20 protein-coding genes are annotated in these 21,881 nt (G+C 72.6%); 12 read left to right on the forward strand and 8 right to left on the reverse strand.

The features are described 5' to 3' along the window. Window positions 1–13 precede the first annotated feature (13 nt). Window positions 14–310: a DUF2249 domain-containing protein gene (locus tag LIV55_RS11050; RefSeq protein ID WP_191565149.1), complete on the reverse strand. Its 297-nt coding sequence runs from the start codon at window positions 308–310 to the stop codon at window positions 14–16. A 61-nt stretch (window positions 311–371) separates the two neighbouring features. Between LIV55_RS11050 and LIV55_RS11055 the strand changes: the two genes are divergently transcribed. The 8 genes from LIV55_RS11055 to LIV55_RS11090 all read left to right on the forward strand — a co-directional run bounded on the left by LIV55_RS11055 (window position 372) and on the right by LIV55_RS11090 (window position 8,952). After that, a complete protein-coding gene (locus LIV55_RS11055; protein ID WP_229300215.1) occupies window positions 372–1,046 on the forward strand; it encodes a helix-turn-helix transcriptional regulator in 675 nt (224 codons plus the stop codon). A gap of 82 nt (window positions 1,047–1,128) precedes the next feature. Beyond that, the gene (locus LIV55_RS11060; protein ID WP_229300216.1) at window positions 1,129–2,745 is read left to right on the forward strand and encodes a flavin-containing monooxygenase; all 1,617 of its coding nucleotides are present in this window, start codon (window positions 1,129–1,131) and stop codon (window positions 2,743–2,745) included. Further along, on the forward strand, window positions 2,742–3,620 hold the full coding sequence (locus LIV55_RS11065) for an SDR family NAD(P)-dependent oxidoreductase (RefSeq protein WP_201464838.1): 879 nt from the start codon (window positions 2,742–2,744) through the stop codon (window positions 3,618–3,620). The genes LIV55_RS11060 and LIV55_RS11065 overlap by 4 nt, the downstream gene beginning before the upstream one ends. Window positions 3,621–3,808: 188 nt before the next feature. Further along, on the forward strand, window positions 3,809–4,810 hold the full coding sequence (locus tag LIV55_RS11070; protein ID WP_229300217.1) for an NAD(P)H-dependent flavin oxidoreductase: 1,002 nt from the start codon (window positions 3,809–3,811) through the stop codon (window positions 4,808–4,810). After that, window positions 4,807–5,643: a fumarylacetoacetate hydrolase family protein gene (locus LIV55_RS11075; protein ID WP_123092538.1), complete on the forward strand. Its 837-nt coding sequence runs from the start codon at window positions 4,807–4,809 to the stop codon at window positions 5,641–5,643. Before LIV55_RS11070 ends, LIV55_RS11075 begins: the two co-directional genes overlap by 4 nt. 60 nt (window positions 5,644–5,703) lie before the next feature. Next, the gene (locus LIV55_RS11080) at window positions 5,704–6,609 is read left to right on the forward strand and encodes a crotonase/enoyl-CoA hydratase family protein (protein WP_229300218.1); all 906 of its coding nucleotides are present in this window, start codon (window positions 5,704–5,706) and stop codon (window positions 6,607–6,609) included. Between the two features lie 137 nt (window positions 6,610–6,746). Then, the gene (locus LIV55_RS11085; RefSeq protein ID WP_229300219.1) at window positions 6,747–7,586 is read left to right on the forward strand and encodes an aldo/keto reductase; all 840 of its coding nucleotides are present in this window, start codon (window positions 6,747–6,749) and stop codon (window positions 7,584–7,586) included. 13 nt (window positions 7,587–7,599) lie between these two features. Next, window positions 7,600–8,952, forward strand: coding sequence for an aspartate aminotransferase family protein (locus tag LIV55_RS11090; protein WP_191565117.1), 1,353 nt, complete (start codon window positions 7,600–7,602; stop codon window positions 8,950–8,952). 18 nt (window positions 8,953–8,970) lie between these two features. Here LIV55_RS11090 and LIV55_RS11095 read toward each other — a convergent pair whose 3' ends face one another. Both LIV55_RS11095 and LIV55_RS11100 read right to left on the reverse strand, forming a co-directional pair. Next, entirely contained in the window at window positions 8,971–9,165 is a 195-nt protein-coding gene (locus LIV55_RS11095; protein ID WP_068271687.1) for a hypothetical protein, read from the reverse strand. Window positions 9,166–9,252: 87 nt separating this feature from the next. After that, a complete protein-coding gene (locus LIV55_RS11100) occupies window positions 9,253–10,551 on the reverse strand; it encodes an MFS transporter (RefSeq protein WP_229300220.1) in 1,299 nt (432 codons plus the stop codon). Window positions 10,552–10,661: 110 nt separating this feature from the next. Between LIV55_RS11100 and aztD the strand changes: the two genes are divergently transcribed. Beyond that, entirely contained in the window at window positions 10,662–11,978 is a 1,317-nt protein-coding gene (aztD, locus tag LIV55_RS11105) for a zinc metallochaperone AztD (RefSeq protein WP_229300221.1), read from the forward strand. A 34-nt stretch (window positions 11,979–12,012) separates the two neighbouring features. Next, complete coding sequence (locus LIV55_RS11110) at window positions 12,013–12,300, forward strand: HGxxPAAW family protein (protein ID WP_191564840.1); 288 nt, start codon at window positions 12,013–12,015, stop codon at window positions 12,298–12,300. 77 nt (window positions 12,301–12,377) lie between these two features. Here the strand turns inward: LIV55_RS11110 and LIV55_RS11115 are convergent, their stop codons facing one another. Next, entirely contained in the window at window positions 12,378–14,489 is a 2,112-nt protein-coding gene (locus LIV55_RS11115; protein ID WP_229300222.1) for an NAD(+) synthase, read from the reverse strand. 195 nt (window positions 14,490–14,684) lie between these two features. On the opposite strand from LIV55_RS11115, the gene LIV55_RS11120 reads away from it, so the two are divergent. Further along, on the forward strand, window positions 14,685–16,031 hold the full coding sequence (locus tag LIV55_RS11120; protein ID WP_229300223.1) for a cryptochrome/photolyase family protein: 1,347 nt from the start codon (window positions 14,685–14,687) through the stop codon (window positions 16,029–16,031). Between the two features lie 9 nt (window positions 16,032–16,040). Here LIV55_RS11120 and LIV55_RS11125 read toward each other — a convergent pair whose 3' ends face one another. Continuing rightward, window positions 16,041–16,946 carry a LysR family transcriptional regulator gene (locus tag LIV55_RS11125; RefSeq protein WP_123092529.1) on the reverse strand — a complete coding sequence of 302 codons (906 nt, stop codon included), beginning with the start codon at window positions 16,944–16,946 and terminating at the stop codon, window positions 16,041–16,043. Window positions 16,947–17,029: 83 nt separating this feature from the next. Here LIV55_RS11125 and LIV55_RS11130 point away from each other — a divergent pair, with 83 nt between their 5' ends. Further along, window positions 17,030–17,293: a hypothetical protein gene (locus LIV55_RS11130; protein WP_068271709.1), complete on the forward strand. Its 264-nt coding sequence runs from the start codon at window positions 17,030–17,032 to the stop codon at window positions 17,291–17,293. Window positions 17,294–17,378: 85 nt separating this feature from the next. Here the strand turns inward: LIV55_RS11130 and ppdK are convergent, their stop codons facing one another. From ppdK to LIV55_RS11145, 3 genes are all read right to left on the reverse strand, one after another. Then, window positions 17,379–20,099, reverse strand: coding sequence for a pyruvate, phosphate dikinase (gene ppdK / locus LIV55_RS11135; RefSeq protein ID WP_229300224.1), 2,721 nt, complete (start codon window positions 20,097–20,099; stop codon window positions 17,379–17,381). A 156-nt stretch (window positions 20,100–20,255) separates the two neighbouring features. After that, window positions 20,256–21,308, reverse strand: a complete 1,053-nt coding sequence (locus LIV55_RS11140) for an NAD(P)H-binding protein (protein WP_123092527.1) — start codon at window positions 21,306–21,308, stop codon at window positions 20,256–20,258. Between the two features lie 60 nt (window positions 21,309–21,368). Beyond that, window positions 21,369–21,878 carry a GNAT family N-acetyltransferase gene (locus LIV55_RS11145; protein WP_229300225.1) on the reverse strand — a complete coding sequence of 170 codons (510 nt, stop codon included), beginning with the start codon at window positions 21,876–21,878 and terminating at the stop codon, window positions 21,369–21,371. Window positions 21,879–21,881: the final 3 nt, after the last annotated feature.

Here is a 21,881-nt window from a genome sequence, read left to right on the forward strand (position 1 = left end):
CCTCCTCGTGCGGTCAGGCCCGCGTGAGGCGCAGGGTCCAGACCTCGGGGCCGCGCTCCAGGTAGGTGACCGACCAGGTGCCCGGCTCGCGGGCGTCGACCTGCGCGAGGAGGGGCACCGGGTCGTGGTGCACGACGAGGTCGATCGAGCCGCCCGACGGGATCGCGCCGAGCGCGCCGATGACGGCGGCGTGCCGGACGGCGTGGGGGATCGGCCGCACGTCCAGCGCGGGCACCCCCTCGTCCGTGCAGCCGCAGGCGCACTCGTGCTGGGCGGCTGCCAGGGGCAGGGTGCGGGTCGGCTCGGTCATGGGTCCTCCTGCGTCGTGGGCAGGGGTAGACCCTCTGCCCGATATTTAATACGGTGTCATCGTGAAAAATACTCCTCCGCTCGGACCGGCGCCAGCTCGGGGTGCGCCGGGGGAGTCCGGGCTCACGACGGCGCAGCGCCGCACCCTCCTCGCGCTCCAGGAGGCCGGCGGCCCGCGCTCGGTCGTGGAGGTCGCCGCGGCCACGGGAGTGCACCCGAACACCGTGCGCGCGCACCTCGAGGCGCTCGTCGCGTCCGGCCACGTCGAGCGAGCCCGGCGCCATGCGGGTGGCCGTGGGCGGCCCAGCGCCGTCTACGCCGCCGAGCCCTCCGACCACTCGGTGCGCGAGTACCGCGCGCTCGCGACGGCCTTCGTCGAGCAGCTCGCGTCCGGCCCGGGGATGGGGGAGCGGCTGCGCGACATCTCGCGCGCTGTGGGACGCACGTGGAGCGGGCACCGCGACGTCGAGCCCGTCGACGGCGACGACGCCCGCCCGGTGGTCGTCGGCGCCCTGCGCCGGCTCGGCTTCGCCCCTGACGACACCGACCCCGACCACGTGCGGCTGCGCACGTGCCCCCTGCTCGACGTGGCCCGGGTCCACCCCGACGTCGTGTGCCAGGTTCATCTCGGGCTCGTCGACGGGCTCCTGCGTCGTGCCGGTGACGACGCGACGCAGGCCGGGCTCGCCCCCTTCGCCGAGCCGGGGGCCTGCGTCCTGCACCTCGAGCGGCCCTGACCGGGCTCTCGGCTGCCGGGGCCGGCGATCTGCCGGGCGGTGATCGGCGGCAGCGCCCAGGTCGGTGGGGCAGAGTGGTCCCATGAGTGTTACTCGTGAGTACGACCAGGCTGCTGCCGCGGTGCGGCGCGGCCCGGCCGACCTGCCCGACGAGCTCGACGTCCTCGTCGTCGGTGCCGGCATCTCCGGCATCGGGGCCGCCTACCGCCTGCTCGAGCGCGACCCCGACCTCGACCTCGCCGTCCTCGAGGCGCGCGACAGCAGCGGCGGCACGTGGGACCTCTTCCGCTACCCGGGCGTGCGCTCGGACTCCGACATGTACTCGCTGTCCTTCCCCTTCCGCCCGTGGGACCGGGAGCAGTCGATCGCCGACGGCGCCTCGATCCTCGAGTACCTGCGCGAGACCGCCGCCGACAGCGGCATCGCCGAGCGGACCTATCTCGGGTGCTCGGTCGTCGCCGCCAGCTGGTCGAGCCAGGCGCAGCGGTGGTCCGTCGAGGTCGAGGGAGCCGACGGGTCGGCCCGCGTGGTGCGGGCCCGGTACGTGCACCTGGGGTCGGGCTACTACGACTACGACAGCCCGCACGACCCGGGCTTCGTCGGGGTCGAGGACTTCGCCGGCGAGGTCGTGCACCCGCAGCACTGGCCGCAGGACCTCGACCTCGCCGGGCGGCGCGTCGTCGTCATCGGATCGGGGGCGACCGCGGTCTCGCTCGTCCCCGCAGCGGCGCAGACGGCCGCGTCGGTGACGATGCTGCAGCGCACCCCGAGCTACGTCATCGCCGTCCCGGCGAGCGACCGGCTCGTCGAGCGACTGCGCCGCGTGCTGCCCCCCGGTCCGGTGCAGCAGGTGGCCCGCACGAAGAACGTCCTCGTCCAGCGCTTCCTCTACGTCCTGTCCCGGGTACGCCCCTCGGCGGCGCGGGGGATCGTGCTCGGAGCGCTGCGGCGGGTGCTGCCCCAGGAGGTCGTCGACGAGCACTTCACCCCGCCGTACGACGTGTGGGACCAGCGGCTGTGCGCCGTGCGCGACGGCGACCTCTTCACCGCGATCCGTTCCGGCTCGGTCGAGGTCGTCACCGGGCACGTCGACCGCTTCGAGCACGGCGGGATCCGCCTGCAGGACGGGCGGCTCGTCGAGGCCGACGTCGTCGTCACCGCGACCGGCCTGCGGCTCAAGGCGCTCGGCGGCATCCGCCTCACGGTGGACGACCGCGCGGTCGACATCGGGCGCACCTTCGCCTACCGCGGGCTCATGCTCAGCGGGGTGCCGAACATGTCGATGACCGTCGGCTACGTCAACGCGTCGTGGACGCTGCGCGCCGACCTCGTGTCGGGCTTCGTCGCCCGGCTCGTGCACCACATGCGCGAGCACGGCATCGGCGCCGCCGTGCCCGTCGCGCCCGAGGGGATGACCCCCGCCCCGATCCTCGACCTCACCTCCGGGTACGTGCAGCGCGCCGTCGGCGCCTTCCCGAAGGTGGGCGACCGTGACCCCTGGACGATGGAGCAGAGCTACATGAAGGACCGCCGCGCGTTCCGCGCCGCCGACGTCACCCAGGACATGCACCTCGTGCCGCTCGGCGCGGTGGGCGTGCACCTGCCCACCGGGGCTGCCGCCCCGGCGACCGTCGACCTCCCGGGGTCGTCGAGCAACACCGACGACTCGGTCGGCGACCTCGTCGAGGTGATGGCATGAGCCGCCCGGCCCTCCGGCGCCCCTCCCGGCCCCCGCTCGACGTCGCCGGTGCGACCGCCGTCGTCACCGGGGCTGCCGGCGGGATGGGCGAGCACATCGCACGGGGTCTCGGCCGTCGCGGGGCGCACCTGGCGCTCGTCGACCGCGACGCCGACGGGCTCGAGCGGGTCGCCGGGCTCGTCGGTGACGAGTCGCCCGGGGTGAGGGTGAGCACCTACGTCGCCGACCTCTCCGACCGCGACGCGGTGACCGCGCTCGCCGCCCGCCTGCGCGATGCGCACCCCGACGTGCGGGTGCTCGTCAACAACGCCGGCGTCGCCCTCGGCGGGCGTTTCGTGCAGACGAGCGAGGCCGACTTCGACTGGCTGCTCGAGGTCAACCTCCACACCCCGATCCGGCTCACCCGGGCGCTGCTGCCGCTGATGATCGAGAACGGCCAGGGCCAGGTCGTCGGCCTGTCGAGCCTCTTCGGTCTCGTCGGCCCGGCCGGCCAGACCGCGTACTCGACGAGCAAGTTCGGGCTGCGGGGCTTCAACGAGTCGCTCGCCAGCGAGCTCGACGCCGAGGACCAGCCCGTCGGTGTCACCTCGGTGCACCCGGGCGGCATCGCGACGAACATCGCCCGCAACGCGCGCACCGCGTCGGGTGTCGACCCCGACGAGGCGGCCCGCGGGCGGCGGGCCTTCGACAAGGCGCTGCGCTACCCGGCGGACAAGGCCGCCGAGGAGATCGTCGAGGCGCTCGTCGCGCGCCGCCGGCGCCTGCTCGTCGGCAACGACGCCCGGGCCCTCGACGCGCTCGCCCGGGTCGCCCCGTCCGGCTACTGGTCGGTGATGCAGCGCGGCCTCGAGCTCGCCGCCCGCCGCTCCCGCTGACCCCGCACCCCGCACCACCCCCTTCGCCGAGGTATGGCAATCGGTCGGATCTCACGGCGGATCCTGCCCGATCTCCATACCTCGGCGAAGGGGGGAGAGGGCGAAGGGGGAAGGGGGGCGACGGGGGCGGGGTGTGACACATGCCGCGCGACTGGTGCATCCCGGCCGATCTCGGAGAGAGTGAGCCCATGACCCTCCCCGCACAGCTGCAGGGCCGGCTCCGCCTGCCGGTCGTCGCCTCGCCGATGTTCCTCGCCTCCGGGCCCGAGCTCGTCATCGGCACGTGCCGAGCCGGGGTGCTCGGCACCTTCCCGGCGCTCAACCAGCGCACGACCGCAGGCTTCGACGAGTGGCTGTGCGAGATCGAGGAGGGGCTCGCCGTCCCCGCGGCGCCGGGCGCCCCCGAGCCCGCCCCCTTCGGCGTCAACCTCATCGTCCACCGGACGAACGCGCGCATCGAGGCCGATCTCGAGCGGATCGTCGAGCACGAGGTGCCCCTCGTCATCACCAGCCTCGGCGCCGTCCAGGAGGTCGTCGACGCGGTCCACTCCTACGGCGGGCTCGTCTTCCACGACGTGACCGGTGCGGTGCACGCCCAGAAGGCCGCCGACGCGGGCGTCGACGGGATCATCCTCGTGAGCGCCGGTGCCGGCGGTCACGCGGGTGGGATCAACCCCTTCGCCCTCATCGCCGACGTCCGCCGCGTGTGGGACGGCACGCTGCTCCTCGCCGGGGCCCTCTCGAGCGGTCAGGACGTCCTCGCCGCGCAGGCGGCCGGCGCCGATCTCGCGTACATGGGCACCCGCTTCCTCGCGACGCAGGAGGCGACCGTCGCCGAGGAGTACAAGGCGATGATCACCGACCACACCGCGCAGCAGATCGTCTACACGCCCTCGATCTCCTCGATCCCGGCGAACTTCCTGCGCGGCAGCATCGAGGCCGCGGGGCTCGACCCCGAGCACCTCGCCTCGCCCGAGCGGGTCGACCTGCACCACGTGACCAACCCGCACGACGAGCACGCGAAGGAGAGCAAGGCCTGGCGCGACATCTGGTCCGCCGGCCAGGGCGTCGCGGGCATCGAGGACGTCCTGCCCGTCGCCGAGCTCGTCGACCAGCTCGCCCGTGAGTACGACGAGGCGACGCAGCGGCTCCTCGCCGCGTTGCCCACCCGAGAGGGCGCGCCGGCATGAGGCTCGCGACGATCCGCACGGCGGGCGGCACGCGCGCCGTGCGCCGTGAGGGGGACACCCTCGTCGAGACCGGTCACGCCGACGTCGGCGCGCTGCTCGCCGACCCGGGATGGCGCACGGCGGCCCTCGCGGACGGCCCGACCCACCCGGTCGACGGCGCCGACTTCGCCACGCTCGTCACGACGCCGAGCAAGGTCGTGTGCGTCGGTCTGAACTACACGAACCACATCGTCGAGATGGGGCACGACCTGCCGACCCACCCGACGCTCTTCGCGAAGTTCGCCGACGCGCTCGTCGGCGCGCACGACGACATCCCGCTCCCGCCCGAGACCGAGGCGCTCGACTGGGAGGTCGAGCTCGGCGTGGTCGTCGGGCAGCGCGTGCGGCGGGCGAAGGGGGAGAGCGCCGAGGCGGCGATCGCGGGCTTCACCGTCGTCGACGACATCAGCTGCCGCGACTGGCAGATGCGCACCGGCGAGTGGCTCCAGGGCAAGACGTGGGACTCCTCGACACCGGTCGGGCCCTACCTCGTCACCCCTGACGAGCTGCCCGGCGGGGTGCGCCCCGAGCTCGAGGTCTCGCTCCACGTCGACGGCGTCCTGCGTCAGCGCGACAGCACCGCCGACCTGCTCTTCGACCCCGTCGCGCTCGTCGAGCACATCTCGACGGTCGTGCGCCTCAACCCCGGTGACATCATCGCGACGGGGACCCCGGGCGGGGTCGGCCACGGCATGACGCCGCCGACCTACCTCGCGCAGGGTCAAGTCGTCGTCGCCGAGGTCGAGGGCATCGGCGCCCTGACCAACCGCGTCGTCGCCGACCCGACCGCCTGACCAGCCCGCAGCACCACCCATCAGCCCCGAGGCCACGGCCCGAGGCGCGAGAGGACGACGATGACCGAGCGCATGTACGAGACCCTCACCTACGAGGTGGACGACGAGGGGATCGCGACGATCACCCTGAGCCGGCCGGAGGCGATGAACGCCTTCACCGTCCAGATGCACGAGGAGCTCGTCGACGTCTTCGGGCACGTGAGCGGTGACGACGACGCGAAGGTCGTCATCGTCACCGGGGCCGGGCGGGCCTTCTGCGCGGGCATGGACCTCTCGCGCGAGGGCAACGTCTTCGGCATCGACGAGGAGCAGGTCGTCACGCCGGCCGACATCCAGGAGCGCCCCGACGACCCCGAGCTCGTCGACGGCATCCGCGACACCGGCGGCAAGGTGTCGCTCGCGATCTTCCGCTGCACCAAGCCGGTCATCGCGGCGATCAACGGCGCGGCGGTCGGCATCGGCGCGACGATGCCGTGCGCGATGGACTTCCGGCTCGCGTCGAGCAGCGCGCGGATCGGCTTCGTCTTCGGCCGGCTCGGCATCGTGCCCGAGGCCGCGAGCAGCTGGTTCCTCCCGCGCATCGTGGGCCTGGAGGCGGCGCTCGAGCTCTTCTACACCGCTGAGATCCGCACGGCGCAGGAGATGCACGACATCGGCTACGTGCGCTCGGTGCACGAGCCCGACGAGCTCATGCCCGCCGCGCGCGAGCTCGCCCGCCGCCTCGTCGCCGGCCGCTCCCCGGTGAGCACCGCGCTCATGCGCTGGATGGTCTACCGGGGCTCCGCCGCCACCCACCCCTTCGACGCCCACGCCGTGGAGTCGATCGCGATGCAGCAGACCTCGATGGGCGACGGCAAGGAGGGCGTCGCGGCCTTCCTCGCCAAGCGGGAGCCCGACTTCACCGGCCGCGCCTCGCAGATGCCCGACTTCGTGCCGTGGGACAGCCGCGACGAGATCGTCCCCTGACCTCTCCGGGGCCCGGTGGTCTCGAGGCTCCTGCGTCGCACCTTGACCAGCGAGGCCTTCGCTGGTCGAGGTGCGAAGGCCCTCCGGGGCCTGAGCCGCGCGACCACCGCCGGGGTGGCGCGGGTAGCGTGCGAGACATGAGCGTCGCACCCACCCGCACCCTGTCGACCGACCCCGGCACCGAGGTCCCCGTCATCGGCTTCGGCACCTACCCGCTGCGCGGCAGCGAGGGTGTCGCGGCGATCGCCTCGGCCCTCGAGGTGGGCTACCGCTTCGTCGACACGGCGGTCAACTACCGCAACGAGCGCGAGGTCGCCGAGGCCGTGAAGGCCAGCGGCATCCCCCGCGAGGACGTCTGGCTGCAGACGAAGGTCCCCGGCCGCGACCACACCGGCGCGCGCCGCTGCGTCGAGACCTCCCTGCAGGTCATGGACCTCGACTACCTCGACAGCGTCGTCATCCACTGGCCCAACCCCTCGCGCGACGAGTACCTCACCGCGTGGGAGCAGCTCGTCGAGGCCCGCGAGGCCGGCCTCGTGCGTCACATCGGCGTCAGCAACTTCACCGCCGCCCACCTCGACCGTGTCGTCGAGGCCACGGGTGTCACCCCCTTCGCCAACCAGATCGAGCTGCACCCCTACTTCCCGCAGGAGCGGATGCGCGCGGTCGACTCCGAGCGCGGCATCCTCACCCAGTCGTGGTCGCCGATCGCCCGCGGTGGCGACCTCTTCGAGGAGCAGGCGGTCGTCGCGGCCGCCGAGGCGCACGACCTCACCCCCGGCCAGGTCGTGCTCGCGTGGCACGTCGCCCTCGGCGCGATGCCCCTGCCGAAGTCTGCCGACGCCCAGCGCCAGCGCGACAACCTCGCGGCCGCCTCCGTGCAGCTCGGCGAGGACGAGGTCGCCGCGATCACCGCCCTCGGACGCGCCGACGGGCGTCTCTTCGACGCAGACCCCGACCACCACGAGGAGCTGTGACTAGCCTGCGGTCATGAGCGATCTGCCGCAGCTGTCCGCCGAGAGGGTCCACGAGCTCGACCGCGCCCACGTCTTCCACTCCTGGTCTGCGCAGGCGCAGATCGACCCCCTGCCGATCGCCTCGGCGTCGGGGGTGCGCTTCACCGACTACGACGGTCGCGAGTTCCTCGACTTCTCGAGCCAGCTCGTCAACGTCAACATCGGCTACCAGCACCCCCGGCTCGTCGCGGCGATCCAGGAGCAGGTCGCCCGGATGGCTACTCTCGCACCGGGATTCGCCTACGACATGCGGTCCGAGGCGGCGCGGATGATCGCCGAGCGCGCCCCCGGCGACCTCGACCACGTCTTCTTCACCAACGGCGGGGCCGAGGCCAACGAGAACGCCCTGCGGATGGCGCGCGTGCACACCGGTCGGCACAAGGTGCTCGCCGCCTACCGCAGCTATCACGGGGCCACCGCGGGGGCGATCGCCCTCACCGGTGACCCGCGCCGGTGGGCGAGCGAGCCGGGCATGCCCGGCGTCGTGCGCTACTGGGGACCGCACCTCTACCGCAGCGCCTTCCACGCGAGCACCCCGCAGGAGGAGTGCGAGCGCGCGCTCCAGCACCTGCGCGACCTCGTCGCGGTCGAGGGCCCGGGCACGATCGCCGCGATCATCCTCGAGAGCGTCGTCGGCACGAACGGCGTCCTCGTGCCGCCGGACGGCTACCTCGCCGGCGTGCGCGAGATCTGCGACGAGCACGGCATCGTCATGATCGCCGACGAGGTGATGAGCGGCTTCGCCCGCTGCGGCGAGTGGTTCGCGATCCAGCGCTGGGGCGTGACGCCCGACCTCATCACCTTCGCGAAGGGGGTCAACTCCGGCTACGTCCCCCTCGGCGGGGTGGTCGTCTCGCAGCGCATCCGCGACACCTTCGCCGACCGCCCCTACCCGGGTGGCCTGACCTACCAGGGGCACCCGCTCGCGTGCGCGAGCGCGGTCGCGTCGATGCGCATCTTCGAGGACGAAGGGGTGATCGAGGCCAGCCGTCGGGTCGGCGAGGAGGTCATCGGGCCGGAGCTCGCCCGCATCGCCGAGCGCCACCCGAGCGTCGGCGAGATCCGGGGCATGGCGACCTTCTGGGCCCTCGAGCTCGTCCGCGACCCGAGCACCCGCGAGCCGCTCGTGCCCTACAACGCGACGGGCGACGCCGCGAAGCCGATGGCGGCCTTCGCCGCGGCGTGCAAGGAGCGGGGGCTGTGGCCCTTCGTGCACATGAACCGCACGCACGTCGTGCCGCCGTGCGTCATCTCCGACGAGGACGCGCGGACCGGGCTGGCGATCCTCGACGAGGCGCTCGAGGTGGCGGACTCCTTCGTCGTCTGACGCACGGGTGACGCCGGGTCAGGGCAGCAGGTGGTCCAGGACCCGGCGCACGGGTCCGGGGTCGTCGTGATCGGTCACCGTCCAGGAGTGCCCGTCCGGGCAGGTGAGCGTGAGCTTCTCGTGGGCGCCGCTGGCGTCGAAGCGGCTGTCCGCGACGACGGACGCAGCATCGCCACCACAGGTGGGGCAGGGGCCGGCTGCGAGGATGTCCATCTCTCGACGGTGCCACGGACGCGGCGGAGGTCTCCCCACCCCTAGGGGTTGGTCCCGACCCGACGGTGCGGCTCCCCCTTCGCCGCCTCAGGCTGCGGCGACCTCACGGTCTGCGTCCACCGCACGGCGCGGGATCGTCGAGCACACGGCGGCGGCGAGCAGGCAGAGGACGGCAGCGGTCACCCACGCGTTCGCGTAGGTGCCGGTCGCCGTGCGGATCGCGCCCGCCGCCCACGCGCCGGCGCCCGCCCCGACCATGTGGGCGGCGAAGACCCACCCGAAGACGACGCCCGAGCGCTGCAGCCCGAAGTGGGTGCGGCACAGCGCGACGGTGGGCGGCACCGTGGCCACCCAGTCGAGGCCGTAGAAGACGATGAAGACCCACATCCCCGGCTGCACGTGGGGAGCGAGGAGCGCGTCGATGGTCAGCAGGCTGAGGCCGCGCAGGGCGTAGTAGGCGCACAGGAGCAGGCGCGGGTCGACCTTGTCGGTGAGGTAGCCCGAGGCGATCGTGCCGACGACGTCGAAGATGCCGACGAGCGCGAGCAGCCCGGCGGCGGCCGTCGCGGGCATCCCGTGGTCGTGCGCGGCGGGCACGAGATGGGTCTGGACGAGGCCGTTCGTCGACCACCCGCACACCCAGAAGGTCAGGGCCAGAGCCCAGAAGGCCCAGTGCCGAGAGGCCTGGCGCAGCACGCGCAGCGCGGTGACCGCGGGGTTCTCGCTCGGCGGGCCCGGGTCGGTGACGGCGTAGCCCTCGGCGACCCCGTAGGGCATGAGCCCGCGGTCGGACGGGCGGTCGGTGAGGAAGAGCCCGACGAGCACGGCGACGACGAGCGAGAGCACCGCGACGATCCCCGCGGCGGCGCGCCACCCGAGCTCGGTCGCCGTCCACGCGATGACCGGCAGGAAGAGCAGCTGACCGGTCGCGTTGGCGGCCGAGAAGAGGCCGGTGACGAGACCCCGGTGCGCGACGAACCACCGGTTGGCGACGATCGCGCCGAAGACGAGCGCCATCGCCCCCGTGCCCAGCCCGATGACGAAGCCCCACAGCAGCCACAGGTGCCACGGCGAGGTCATGACGAGGGTCGCGCCGCTGGCGACGCCGACGACGACGAGCGCGGTCGTCACGGTCCGCCGGATGCCGAAGCGCTCCATCACCGCGGCGGCGAAGGGGGCGGCGAGGCCGTAGAGGACGAGGTTGAGGCTCACCGCCCCGGAGGTCGTCGCGCGGTCCCAGCCGAACTCGCGCTCGATCGGCTCCATGAGCACCCCGGTGCTCGAGCGGAAGGTCGCGGCCGCGACGAGGGCGAGCAGGGTCACGGCGGCGACCACCCAGGCGGGGTGGATCCGGCTGCGGGTCGCCGCTCGCTGCTGGGTCGTCACCCGGTCATGATGCCGCTCCTCCACGCGCCGTGCGACGGGGTGACCGCGGCTCGGTCCGTCCGCCCCTCCAGGTTGACATATGAGAATGCTACTGACAATCATTCTCAACTATGAGACGCCCCCTGACCCCCTTCGCCCCCACCCGTCCGCTCCTCGCCGGCTCCGCCGCGCTCGCCGTCCTGCTCACCGCGGCGTGCGGCAGCAGCACCACGGGCAGCGCCGATGCCGAGCCCGCCGCCGCTCCCTCCGCCTCCCCGGTCCCGCGTGCCGAGGAGGTCTCGACCGCCGTCGGCACCCCCTCGGGCGAGACGACCGAGGAGGGGCGGCGCGCCTCACGCATCGCCGTCACCCACGACGGAGGGGTCGTCGTGCTCGACGCGACCGACCTCACCCTGCTCGGTGAGTTTCCCGTCGAGGGCTACGCCCGGCTCAACCCCGCCGGCGACGAGCGCCACCTCTTCGTCACCGAGGGCGACGGCTTCCGCCTCCTCGACCTCGGCGGGTACTCGCTGCCGCACGGCGACCACGACCACCACCACGCGACCACCCCGACGCTGACCGACCTGCGCTACCCGGCGAAGCACCCCGGCCACGTCGTCGTGCACGACGGCCGTACGGTCCTCTACGGCGACGGCGACGGCCGGGTGCGGTCGATCGACCCGGAGGACCTGCGCGACGGGCCGACCGCCCTGCCGAAGGGGCGCACGTGGACCGAGCGCAGCCCCCACCACGGCGTCGCGGTCGAGCGCGAGGACGGCTCGGTGATCACGACCGTCGGCGACGAGGAGTCGCGATCCGGCGTGACGATCCGCGACGCGAAGGGGCGCACCGTCGCCTCGTCGGACGAGTGCCCGGGCGTCCACGGCGAGGCCGCGGCGCAGGACGGGGTCGTCGTCCTCGGCTGCGAGGACGGCCTGCTCGTCGTCGACGGCGACACGATCACGAAGGTCGACTCGCCCGACGACTACGGCCGGATCGGCAACCAGGCCGGGCACGACGAGTCCCCCTTCGTCCTCGGCGACTACAAGTCCGACCCCGACGCCGAGCTCGAGCGGCCGACGAGGGTCAGCATCACCGACACCCGGGACGCGTCGCTGCGGCTCGTCGACCTGCCGGCGAGCTACTCCTTCCGCTCGCTGGGTCGTGGGCCGCAGGGCGAGGCGCTCGTCCTCGGCACCGACGGCAAGCTGCACGTCATCGACCCCGAGTCGGGCGAGATCACCCGCTCGACGCAGGTGGTCGACGCGTGGGAGGAGCCGACGGAGTGGCAGGAGGCCCGCCCGACCCTGCACATCCAGGACGAGACGGCCTACGTCACCGACCCGGGCTCGAAGACCCTGCACATGGTCGACATCGCCAGCGGCGAGGTGATCCGCTCCGGCGTCCTGCCGGTCGTGCCCGACGAGGTCGACGGCACCCGGGGCTGAGCGAGCCCGGTCGGGCTCGTGGGAGGATGTGGCCATGAGTCACGCCAAGCTCTCCGCGCGCCCGACCGGTCCCCACGCGGCCGAGGACCTCGGTCACGGCTACAACATCGCCACCTGGGCCGCCGTCGCGGTCTGCCTCGTGGGCTTCACCATCGGCACCATCGGTGTCGTGCTCCTCGAGTGGTGGCTGCTCGTCGTCGGCCTCGTCATCGCCGTGCTCTCGCTGGCCGTCGGCCGCGTGCTCTCGCTCATGGGCTTCGGCTCGTACTCCCGCGGGGAGGGCGACTCGCCCGAGGGCAAGGACACGCTCGGCATCAAGTAGCCGACCCGCACCTCTTCTCGACGAGACCCCCGGCACGCCGCGCGCGCCGGGGGTTCGTCGTGCCGTGGTGCGGCAGGTCAGGAGTGCGGCACGCCGTCCTCGACGTCGGCGAGCCACCGCCGGGCCTCGCTGTCGCTCGGCATCCGCCAGTCACCGCGCGGTGAGAGCGTGCCGCCGGGCACGACCTTCGGGCCGTTGGGCAGCGCCGAGCGCTTGAACTGGTTGTCGAAGAAGCGCTGGACGAAGACGAGCAGCCAGCGCCGGATCGTCGCGAGGTCGTAGGCGACCCGCTCCGCCTCGGGCACCGAGCTCGGCCACTCGCCGCGCTGGGCGTCGGCCCACGCGTGCTCGGCGAGGAAGGCGATCTTGCTCGGCCGGTAGCCGCGGCGCAGCACGTGGTAGAGCGTGAAGTCCTGCAGCGAGTACGGCCCGATCTTGTCCTGGGTCGACTGCGGGCGCTCGCCGTCCTTGCTCGGCACCAGCTCGGGGGAGATCTCGGTGTCGAGCACGGACAGCAGCGTCTCCGAGGCGGACTCCTCGAGCTGGCCGGAGCCGGCGACCCAGCGCACGAGGTGCTGCATGAGGGTCTTGGGCACCCCGGCGTTGACGCCGTAGTGCGACATCTGGTCGCCGACGCCGTAGGTGCACCACCCGAGGGCGAGCTCGGAGAGGTCGCCCGTGCCGAGGACGAGCCCACCGCGCTGGTTGGCGATGCGGAAGAGGTAGTCGGTGCGCAGCCCCGCCTGGACGTTCTCGAAGGTGACGTCGAAGACCTCGTCGTCCATCTCCTCGACGGGCGTGCCGGCCTGCGCGGCCTCGCCGAAGGGGTGGCCCATCCCCTCGAGCATCTGCGTCGCCGCCGGGCGGATGTCGAGCTCCTCCCACGTGATGCCGAGGGTCTCCATGAGCGCGATGGCGTTGGTCTTCGTGCGGTCCGAGGTCGCGAAGCCGGGCATCGTGATGCCGATGACGTCGGTGCGCGGCCGCTCGAGGCGGTCCATCGCCTTGACCGCGACGATGAGCGCGTGGGTGGAGTCGAGCCCGCCGCTGACGCCGATGACGATCTTCGGCGCCCAGGTCTGGCTCGTCATCGAGCGCAGCCGCTGCTCGAGCCCGCTCACCTGGATGTTGTAGGCCTCGTAGCAGTCGAGGGCGAGGCGCTCCTCGTCGTCGGGGACGAAGGGGTAGCGGTCGATCGGGCGCAGCAGGCCGAGGTCACCGGCCGGCGGGTCGAGGGTGACGTGCAGCTCGCGGTACTGGCGCGGCGAGATGCCGAGCGCGACGGCGTTGTCGTCGAAGGAGCCCTGGCGCATCCGCTCCTGGCGCAGCCGGTCGACGTCGACGTCGACCGTGGTGCGCCTGGGTCCGGCGGGGAAGCGCTCGGACTGGCCGAGCAGCTCGCCCATCTCGTAGACCATCGTCTGCCCGTCCCACGACAGGTCGGTGCTCGACTCCCCTTCGCTCGCGGCCGCGTAGAGGTAGGCGGCGGTGCAGCGCATCGAGGCCGACCGGGCGAGGAGGTGACGGTCCTCTGCGCGGGCCACGGTGATCGGCGAGGCGGAGAGGTTGAGCAGCACCGTCGCCCCGGCGAGCGAGGCCTCGTGGCTCGGCGCGATCGGCACCCAGAGGTCCTCGCACACCTCGACGTGGACGACGAGGCCGGGCACGTCGTCGACGTGGACCATGAGGTCGGTGCCGAAGGGGGCGTCGCGCAGCGCGTCGGCCCCGGGCCACGTCGGGCGGAAGGTCTCGCCGACGACGCCCGCGCCCTGTGCGAACCACCGCTTCTCGTAGAACTCGCGGTAGTTGGGCAGGTAGGACTTCGGGGCGATGCCGAGGACCTCGCCGTCGTGGAGGACGACGGCGCAGTTGTAGACCCGGTTGCCGTGGCGAAGGGGGGCGCCGACCGCGAAGACCGGACGCAGGCCCGCGGTGGCCCGGGCGAGCTGGTCGATCGCGGCCTCGGTGTCGCGCAGGAGGACGTCCTGGAGGAAGAGGTCGTCGAGCGAGTACCCGGTGAGCCCGAGCTCGGGGAAGACCGCGACGGCGACGCCCTCGTCGTGCAGCTCGCGCACGATCGCGCCGACCGCGTCGGCGTTGGCGAAGGGGTCGGCCTGCGTCACCGGCATCGTGCACGCCGCCACCCGCGCGAACCCGTGCGTGTAGATGTTGCGGAAGTCGCGAGTCATGGCCTCACCCTATGGCTCGCGCCCTTGGTGGTTGAGGTGCGAGGAGCTCTGCGACGAGCCTCGAAACCACTCCTTCAGTGGTTGAGGTGCGAGGAGCTCTCCGAGCGAGACTTGGTGGTTGAGGTGCGAGCGCCAGCGAGCGGAAGGCTGGACGCGAGGAGCCTCGGTGACGGCGGGCGGCCGTAGCGTGGCGGGGTGAGCACCTCGATCCTCTGGCTGCGCCGCGACCTCCGTCTGCACGACCACCCGGCGCTCGCCGCGGCGCACGCCGACGGGGGAGAGGTCATGCCGGTCTTCGTGCTCGACCCCGACCTCCTGGCGAAGGCCGGGGAGGTCCGCACCGCCGCCCTCGTCGAGGTCCTCCGCGCGACCGACGAGTCCTACGACGGTCACCTCGTCCTCCAGGAGGGTGACCCGGCGGAGGTCCTGCGCCGCCTGGCGACGAAGGTCGGGGCGACGCGCGTGCACATCTCGCGTGAGACCGAGCCGTGGGGCGCCGAGCGTGACGAGCGCGTCCGCGAGGCCCTGGCGCAGGACGACGTCGAGCTCGTCGAGACCGGCACCCCCTACGTCCTGGGTCCCGGCACCGTCCTCAACGGCAGCGGCAATCCCTACAAGGTCTTCACCCCCTTCGCCAAGGCCTGGCGCGACCACGACCACCCCAAGCCCTGCCCCGTCCCCGACGACCTCCGGCTCACCCGGGGCGGCGTCGACTCGGTCGACCCGCCGCACGTCGAGGCGCCCGTCGAGCTGCCCCCGCTCGGCGAGGAGGCCGCGATGCAGCGGTGGGCCGACTTCCTCGACGAGGACGTCGCCGGCTACGACGACGGCCGCGACCAGCCGGCGCTCGACTCGACGTCACGCATGTCGGTGCACCTCAAGTGGGGCGTGGTCCACCCCCGCACCCTGCTCGCCGACCTCGCCCCCCGGCGGGGCAAGGGCGTGCACACGTACGTCAACGAGCTCGCGTGGCGCGAGTTCTACGGCGACGTCCTGCACCACAACCCGCACTCGGCGACCCGCGACCTCACCGACTCCCTCGCCGGGCTGCGCTACGACGACCTCGACGACGAGACCTTCTCGGCCTGGGCGGAGGGGCGCACGGGCTACCCCTTCGTCGACGCCGGGATGCGCCAGCTCCTCGAGCAGGGGTGGATGCACAACCGGCTGCGGATGGTCACGGCGAGCTTCCTCACCAAGGACCTCCACTGCTGGTGGCCGCGCGGTGCCGCGTGGTTCATGGACCACCTCGTCGACGGCGACGTCGCGAGCAACCAGCACGGCTGGCAGTGGGTGGCCGGCACCGGCACCGACGCCTCGCCGTACTTCCGGGTCTTCAACCCGGTGACCCAGGGCGAGCGCTTCGACCCGAAGGGGGACTACGTGCGGCGGTGGGTGCCCGAGCTCGCGCACATCCCGGGCAAGGCCGTCCACCAGCCGTGGTCTCACGACGAGGGCTACGACCACGACTACCCGAAGCGGCTCGTCGACCACGCCGAGGAGCGCAAGGAGGCCCTCGACCGTCTCGAGCAGACGCGCTGACCCGTGCCGTCAGCCGCGGGGCGCGGGCTTCGTCGCGATCTCGCGCAGCAGCTCGACTGCCCGTGCCGCCGCCGGGTTGGAGCGCGCGACGGGCGCGGTGAGCGCGACGATGTCGCGCGTCGGGACCGGTCGAGTCAGGCGCACCCGCCGGACACCCGTGGGCAGACGCGTGCGGCTCGCGAGGTCCGGGATCACGGCGATCCCGACGCCCGCGGCGACGAAGGCTGCCGCCGTGTAGTGGTCCTGCGCCTCGACGGTGTACCGCGGGCGGAAGCCGGCCGCCGCGCACGCCCGGGCGATGAGCGACTCGGTGACACCGGCGGAGATGTCGCTGCTGATCCACGACTCCTCGGCGAGCTCGATCATCGGCACGCTGCGGCGACGCGCGAGACGGTGGTCCTGGGGGAGCAGGGCGACGAAGGGGTCGGACGTCAGCGGGGTGATCGAGTAGCCGGGCCGCAGCGTCTCGCGCGGGTCGTCGGGCACGACGTCGATGTCGACGGGCGGGGACTCTCCGGTGGGGTAGCCCTCGGTGAGGATCATCTCGAGGACGAGGTCGGGCATCTCCGACTGCAGCCGACGGGCGATCCGCGGCAGCCACAGCGACCCGACCGAGGCGAAGTAGCCGATCGACAGCGACCCGGTGTTGCCCTCGCGCAGGTCGGTGATGACCGACTCGAGCCGCTTGACCTCGGACATGAGCGGCTCGCTCTCGGCGGCGAGGGTGCGGCCGGCTGCCGTCGGCTCGACCCCGCGGCCCACGCGCTCGAGCAGCGTGAGCCCGGTCTGCTTCTGCAGGGCGGTCATGTGCTGGCTCACGGCGCTGCCCGTCATGCCGAGCAGGTCGGCCGCGGCGCTGATCGACCCGTTGGCGACGACGGAGCGGAAGATGCGCAGCCGGTGGACGTCGATCACGTCGTTCAACCTATCAGTGATGCTTAACGATAGAGTAGCGGAAGCAACTTGTGGTTAGTAGATGACGGCGCAACCATAGATCCATGACCAACTGGCTGAGCACCGTCCTGACCCGCCGTCCCTCCTCCTCGCGCCACGTCGGCGCCGGCTTCGACGCCGACATGATGCGCATGGCCCACGAGCTCTCGCTCATGGCCCAGCAGAGCCCGAAGTCCGGCTCGCACTCCCGCACCTCCTCGGACCGGATCGCGACCTCCCGCGAGGGCGTCACCGAGTCCTACAAGGTCTACCCGAGCGCCGTGCGCCGGATGCCGGACCGCTACCACCCCACCCTCTCCACGCGCTGACCTCGACCGCCAGCCCGGTCGCACGCCGAAGGGCCCGCCCCCAGCAGGGGGCGGTCCCTTCGTCATGCGCCTCGCGGCGCCCAGGTCACGCGGTGCTCGACCCGACGCCGTTCATCGCCGCGGCACGGCCGGCCTCGAGCCGGGCGACGGGGACGCGGAAGGGCGAGCAGCTGACGTAGTCGAGGCCCACCTCGTGGAAGAAGTGGATCGACTCCGGGTCACCGCCGTGCTCGCCGCAGACACCGGTCTTCAGGCTCGGCTTCGTCTTGCGACCGCCCGCGACGCCCTGCCGGACGAGCTCGCCGACGCCGATGCCGTCGAGGGTCTCGAAGGGGGAGACCGCGAGCACGCCGTTCTCCATGTACGTCGTGAAGAACTCCGTCTCCACGTCGTCGCGCGAGAAGCCCCACGTCGTCTGGGTGAGGTCGTTGGTGCCGAAGGAGAAGAAGTCCGCCTCGTGGGCGATCCGCTCCGCCGTGAGCGCCGCGCGCGGCAGCTCGATCATGCAGCCGATCGGCAGGTCGAGGGTCACGCCCGCGGCCTCTCCGACCTCCTGGAGGATCTCCAGGCCCTGCTCGCGCACGAGGTGCAGCTCACGACGCGAGCCGATGAGCGGCACCATGATCTCGGGCTGCGGGTCCTTGCCCTGGCCGCGCAGCTCGACGACCGCCTCGGCGATCGCGCGGATCTGCAGGGCGAAGAGGCCGGGGTACTTCAGGCCCAGGCGCACGCCGCGCAGGCCGAGCATCGGGTTCTGCTCGTGGGTCGCGCGGACCGCCTCGAGCAGGACCTTGTCGCGCTCGAGCTCGGGGCCCTCCTCGCCACGGGCCTTCGCGAGCTCGACCTTGACGGTGAGCTCGGTGAGGTCGGGGAGGAACTCGTGCAGCGGCGGGTCGATGAGCCGGATCGTCGCGGGCAGGCCGTCCATGACGGTGAGCAGCTCGACGAAGTCGGCCCGCTGGAGCGGAAGCAGCTCGGCCATGACGCTCGCGCGGGCCTCGTCGTCCTCGGCGAGGATGACGCGCTCGATGTACTCGCGGCGCTCGCCGAGGAACTGGTGCTCCGTGCGGCACAGGCCGATGCCCTCGGCGCCGCGGTCGCGGGCGCGCTGGGCGTCCTCGCCGGTGTCGGCGTTGGTGCGCACGCGCAGCCGGCGACGGGCATCGGCGTGCCGGAGCAGACGGTCGACGGCCGCGACGAGCTCGCGGGTGTCGTCGTCCTCGGCCTTGGCCTGGGCAGCCTCGAGGCCGTCGGCGATGTAGGTCATCACCGGCGAGTCGATGACGTCGACCGCGCCGAGGTAGATCTGGCCGGTCTTGCCGTCGATGGAGATGACGTCGCCCTCGGAGACGACGGTCTCGCCGACCGTGATCGTCTTCTTCGCGACGTCGATCTGCAGGTCCTCGGCGCCGACGACGGCGCACATACCCATGCCGCGGGCGACGACCGCGGCGTGCGAGGTCTTGCCGCCACGGGCGGTGAGCACGCCCTGCGCGGCGATCATGCCGGGCAGGTCCTCGGGCGAGGTCTCGCGACGCACGAGGACGACGTCCACCCCTTCGGCCGCCTTGGCCGTGGCCGAGGCGTTGTCGAAGGCGACGGCACCGACCGCGGCGCCGGGGGAGGCCCCCATGCCGGTCGCGAGGAGCTGGCGCACCGCGTCCTTATCGAACTGCGGGAAGAGCAGGTTGGTCAGCTGCTCACCGGTGACCCGCTCGAGCGCCTCGTCCATGGTGATGAGCTGCTCGTCGACGAGCTGGGTGGCGACGCGGAAGGCGGCGGCCGCCGTGCGCTTGCCGACACGGGTCTGCAGCATCCACAGCTTGCCGCGCTCGATGGTGAACTCGATGTCGCACAGGTCGCGGTAGTGCGTCTCGAGGCGGCGCATCGCCGAGCGCAGCTCGCGGTAGGCGTCGCGGTCGCGCTCCTTGAGGTCCGACAGGGCCAGGGTGTTGCGGATGCCGGCGACGACGTCCTCGCCCTGGGCGTTCGGCAGGTAGTCGCCGTACACGCCGGAGTGGCCGGAGGAGGGGTCGCGGGTGAAGCACACGCCCGTGCCGGACGTCTCGCCGAGGTTGCCGAAGACCATGGCTTGGACGTTGACCGCGGTGCCGAGGTCGTCCGGGATGCGCTCACGACGGCGGTAGAGCATCGCGCGCTCGGTGTTCCAGCTGCGGAAGACGGCCTCGATGGCCATGTCGAGCTGCTTGCGCGGGGTCTGCGGGAAGGGCTTGCCCGTCGCGTCCTCGACGATCGCCTTGTACTCCTTGACGAGGGTGCGCAGCTGCTCGACGTCGAGCTCGACGTCGGAGGTCACCCCGGCCTCGGACTTGCGGGCGTCGAGCGCCTCGGAGAAGAGCTCGGAGTCGATGTCGAGCACCGTCTTGCCGAACATCTGGATGAGGCGGCGGTAGGAGTCCCAGGCGAAGCGCTCGTCACCGGCGAAGTCGGCGAGCGCGTGCACGGTGTCGTCGTTGAGACCGACGTTGAGGACGGTCTCCATCATCCCCGGCATGGAGAACTTCGCGCCCGAGCGCACGGAGAGCAGGAGCGGCTCCTCGCTGTCGCCGAGGGTGCGGTCGATGTGGTCCTCGACCTCGCGCAGCCGTCGGGTCACCTCGACCCGGACCTCCGGCGGGACCTTGCCCTCGCTGAGGTAGGCGCGGCACGCATCCGTGGAGATGGTGAAGCCGGGCGGGACGGGCAGACCGAGCTTGACCATCTCGGCGAGGTTGGCACCCTTGCCGCCGAGGAGGTCCTTCTGGTCCTTGTCGCCGTCGCTGAACATGTACACGTACTGCGTCATCGCTGCTCCTCGCCGTCCGGGCGCGTCGACGCGCCCGAGGATCCCTGGGGTTGGCTCATGGTGGCAGACACGAGCGGCAGTGCCGCCTCGGGGTTCCGACTGGCGGGACGGACAGGTGTGCGAAGGGGGACCGTCGGGTCCTCGGCAGCGCGAGGGTCAGGTGCCGCGCACCCGGTCGACCGCGCCGCGCACGGCGTCGGCGGAGCGGGCGAGGAGAGAGGCGTCGGTGTCGCCCCCGGACGACCAGGACGGGTCCTGCGGCAGCGGTCCCATGGGGTCGGCCTGCTCGGGGTCGTCGGCGGACTCGACGCGCGGGTCGGCGAGGGAGCGACGGATCGCGTCGTCCAGCGGCACGAGCTCGTACCCCGCGGGGAGGAGGTCCCGGCGGACGTCGTCCTCGGCGGCGACCATGTCGTGGTGCAGGCTCTGGACGAGCGCCTTGACCGTCGGGGAGGGCACGTCGGTCAGGGCCGCGACGAGCGAGCCGACGAGATCGGTGGGCAGCAGCGGGACCTCGACCTGGGGTCGGGAGAGCCCGGCGATCGCGGCGTAGCGGTCGAGCAGGCCGGCGTAGGACAGCGCCTCAGGGCCGCCGACGTCGTAGTGCCGGCTGGGTCCGGGGGCGTCCAGCGCGCCGACGAGCGCCTCGATGACGTCGACGACGGCGACGGGCTGGACCTGCGTGTCCATCCAGCTCGGCACGGTCTGCACCGGCACCCTCTCGCTCACCTGGCGGATGATCTCGAAGGACGTCGAGGCGCTGCCGACGAGCACGGCGGCCCGCAGGGTGATGACGACCGCCGAGCTGCGCCCGAGGATCTCCTCCACCTCGAGGCGAGAGGACACGTGGGCGCTGAGGTCGTCGTGGTCGACCTCGGGCACGATCCCGGACAGGTAGACGACTCGCTGGACGCCGTGGGCGTCGACCGCCGTCGCGACGTGCTGCGCGGCCGCACGGTCCGTGTCCTCGAAGTCGCCGCCGTCCATGCCGTGCACGAGGTAGTAGACGGCCTCGACCCCGCGGACCGCCGCGTCGACGGAGCGCTCGTCGGCGATGTCCATCTCGACGACCTCGACGCGGTCGCCCCACCACGGCGCGGGCCTGTCGAGGTCTCGGGTCGTCGTGCGCACCTCGTGCCCCTCTGCCAGGAGCCGGGGGACGAGTCGCCCTCCGACGTAGCCGGTGGCGCCGGTGACCAGGACCTTCACAGATGTGCTCCTCGCAGGGCCCGGTGGGGCCACGTCGTCGAGAGGTCGACGCTACCCGCGTCAGCCCTCCGCGAGGCCGGCGAGCGCGTCGCCGGTGAGACGCTGCGTCGTCCACTCGTCCTGCGGGAGTGCACCGACCGCGCGGTAGAAGGCGATCGACGGCTCGTTCCAGTCCAGGACGGTCCACTCCAGGCGGGGGTAGCCGCGCTCGCGGCAGACCTGGGCGAGCGTGCGCAGCAGCGCCAGGCCGAGGCCCGACCCGCGCTGGTCGGGCTCGACGTAGAGGTCCTCGAGCCAGATGCCGTTGCGGCCGGTCCACGTCGAGAAGGTGAGGAACCACAGGGCCATGCCGACCACCCTTCGCCCCTGCGGCCCGTCGACCTCGGCGACGTGGCAGAAGGCGGTGGGTGCCCCGTCGGCGGGGAAGAGAGCCGCGGAGAGGGACTCGACGGTTGCCTCGACGGCGTCCGGCTCGCGCTCGTAGACGGCGAGCTCGGTGATGAGCCGCAGGATGTCGGGGACGTCGGCGACGGTCGCCTCGCGGACGGGGGCGCTGGTCGAGGTGCTCATGGG

Origin of the sequence: Janibacter melonis (assembly GCF_020567375.1) — a bacterium.
Taxonomy (GTDB): Bacteria; Actinomycetota; Actinomycetes; order Actinomycetales; family Dermatophilaceae; genus Marihabitans; species Marihabitans melonis.

What these genes read in the sequence shown, in the direction of transcription:
- LIV55_RS11110 (WP_191564840.1), top strand. Translation starts at nt 12,013, where the DNA reads ATGAGTCACGCCAAGCTCTCCGCGCGCCCGACCGGTCCCCACGCGGCC.
- LIV55_RS11145 (WP_229300225.1), bottom strand. Translation starts at nt 21,878, where the DNA reads ATGAGCACCTCGACCAGCGCCCCCGTCCGCGAGGCGACCGTCGCCGAC.
- aztD (WP_229300221.1), top strand. Translation starts at nt 10,662, where the DNA reads ATGAGACGCCCCCTGACCCCCTTCGCCCCCACCCGTCCGCTCCTCGCC.
- LIV55_RS11065 (WP_201464838.1), top strand. Translation starts at nt 2,742, where the DNA reads ATGAGCCGCCCGGCCCTCCGGCGCCCCTCCCGGCCCCCGCTCGACGTC.
- LIV55_RS11050 (WP_191565149.1), bottom strand. Translation starts at nt 310, where the DNA reads ATGACCGAGCCGACCCGCACCCTGCCCCTGGCAGCCGCCCAGCACGAG.
- ppdK (WP_229300224.1), bottom strand. Translation starts at nt 20,099, where the DNA reads ATGACGCAGTACGTGTACATGTTCAGCGACGGCGACAAGGACCAGAAG.
- LIV55_RS11080 (WP_229300218.1), top strand. Translation starts at nt 5,704, where the DNA reads ATGACCGAGCGCATGTACGAGACCCTCACCTACGAGGTGGACGACGAG.
- LIV55_RS11095 (WP_068271687.1), bottom strand. Translation starts at nt 9,165, where the DNA reads ATGGACATCCTCGCAGCCGGCCCCTGCCCCACCTGTGGTGGCGATGCT.
- LIV55_RS11075 (WP_123092538.1), top strand. Translation starts at nt 4,807, where the DNA reads ATGAGGCTCGCGACGATCCGCACGGCGGGCGGCACGCGCGCCGTGCGC.
- LIV55_RS11130 (WP_068271709.1), top strand. Translation starts at nt 17,030, where the DNA reads ATGACCAACTGGCTGAGCACCGTCCTGACCCGCCGTCCCTCCTCCTCG.
- LIV55_RS11085 (WP_229300219.1), top strand. Translation starts at nt 6,747, where the DNA reads ATGAGCGTCGCACCCACCCGCACCCTGTCGACCGACCCCGGCACCGAG.
- LIV55_RS11090 (WP_191565117.1), top strand. Translation starts at nt 7,600, where the DNA reads ATGAGCGATCTGCCGCAGCTGTCCGCCGAGAGGGTCCACGAGCTCGAC.
- LIV55_RS11060 (WP_229300216.1), top strand. Translation starts at nt 1,129, where the DNA reads ATGAGTGTTACTCGTGAGTACGACCAGGCTGCTGCCGCGGTGCGGCGC.
- LIV55_RS11115 (WP_229300222.1), bottom strand. Translation starts at nt 14,489, where the DNA reads ATGACTCGCGACTTCCGCAACATCTACACGCACGGGTTCGCGCGGGTG.
- LIV55_RS11070 (WP_229300217.1), top strand. Translation starts at nt 3,809, where the DNA reads ATGACCCTCCCCGCACAGCTGCAGGGCCGGCTCCGCCTGCCGGTCGTC.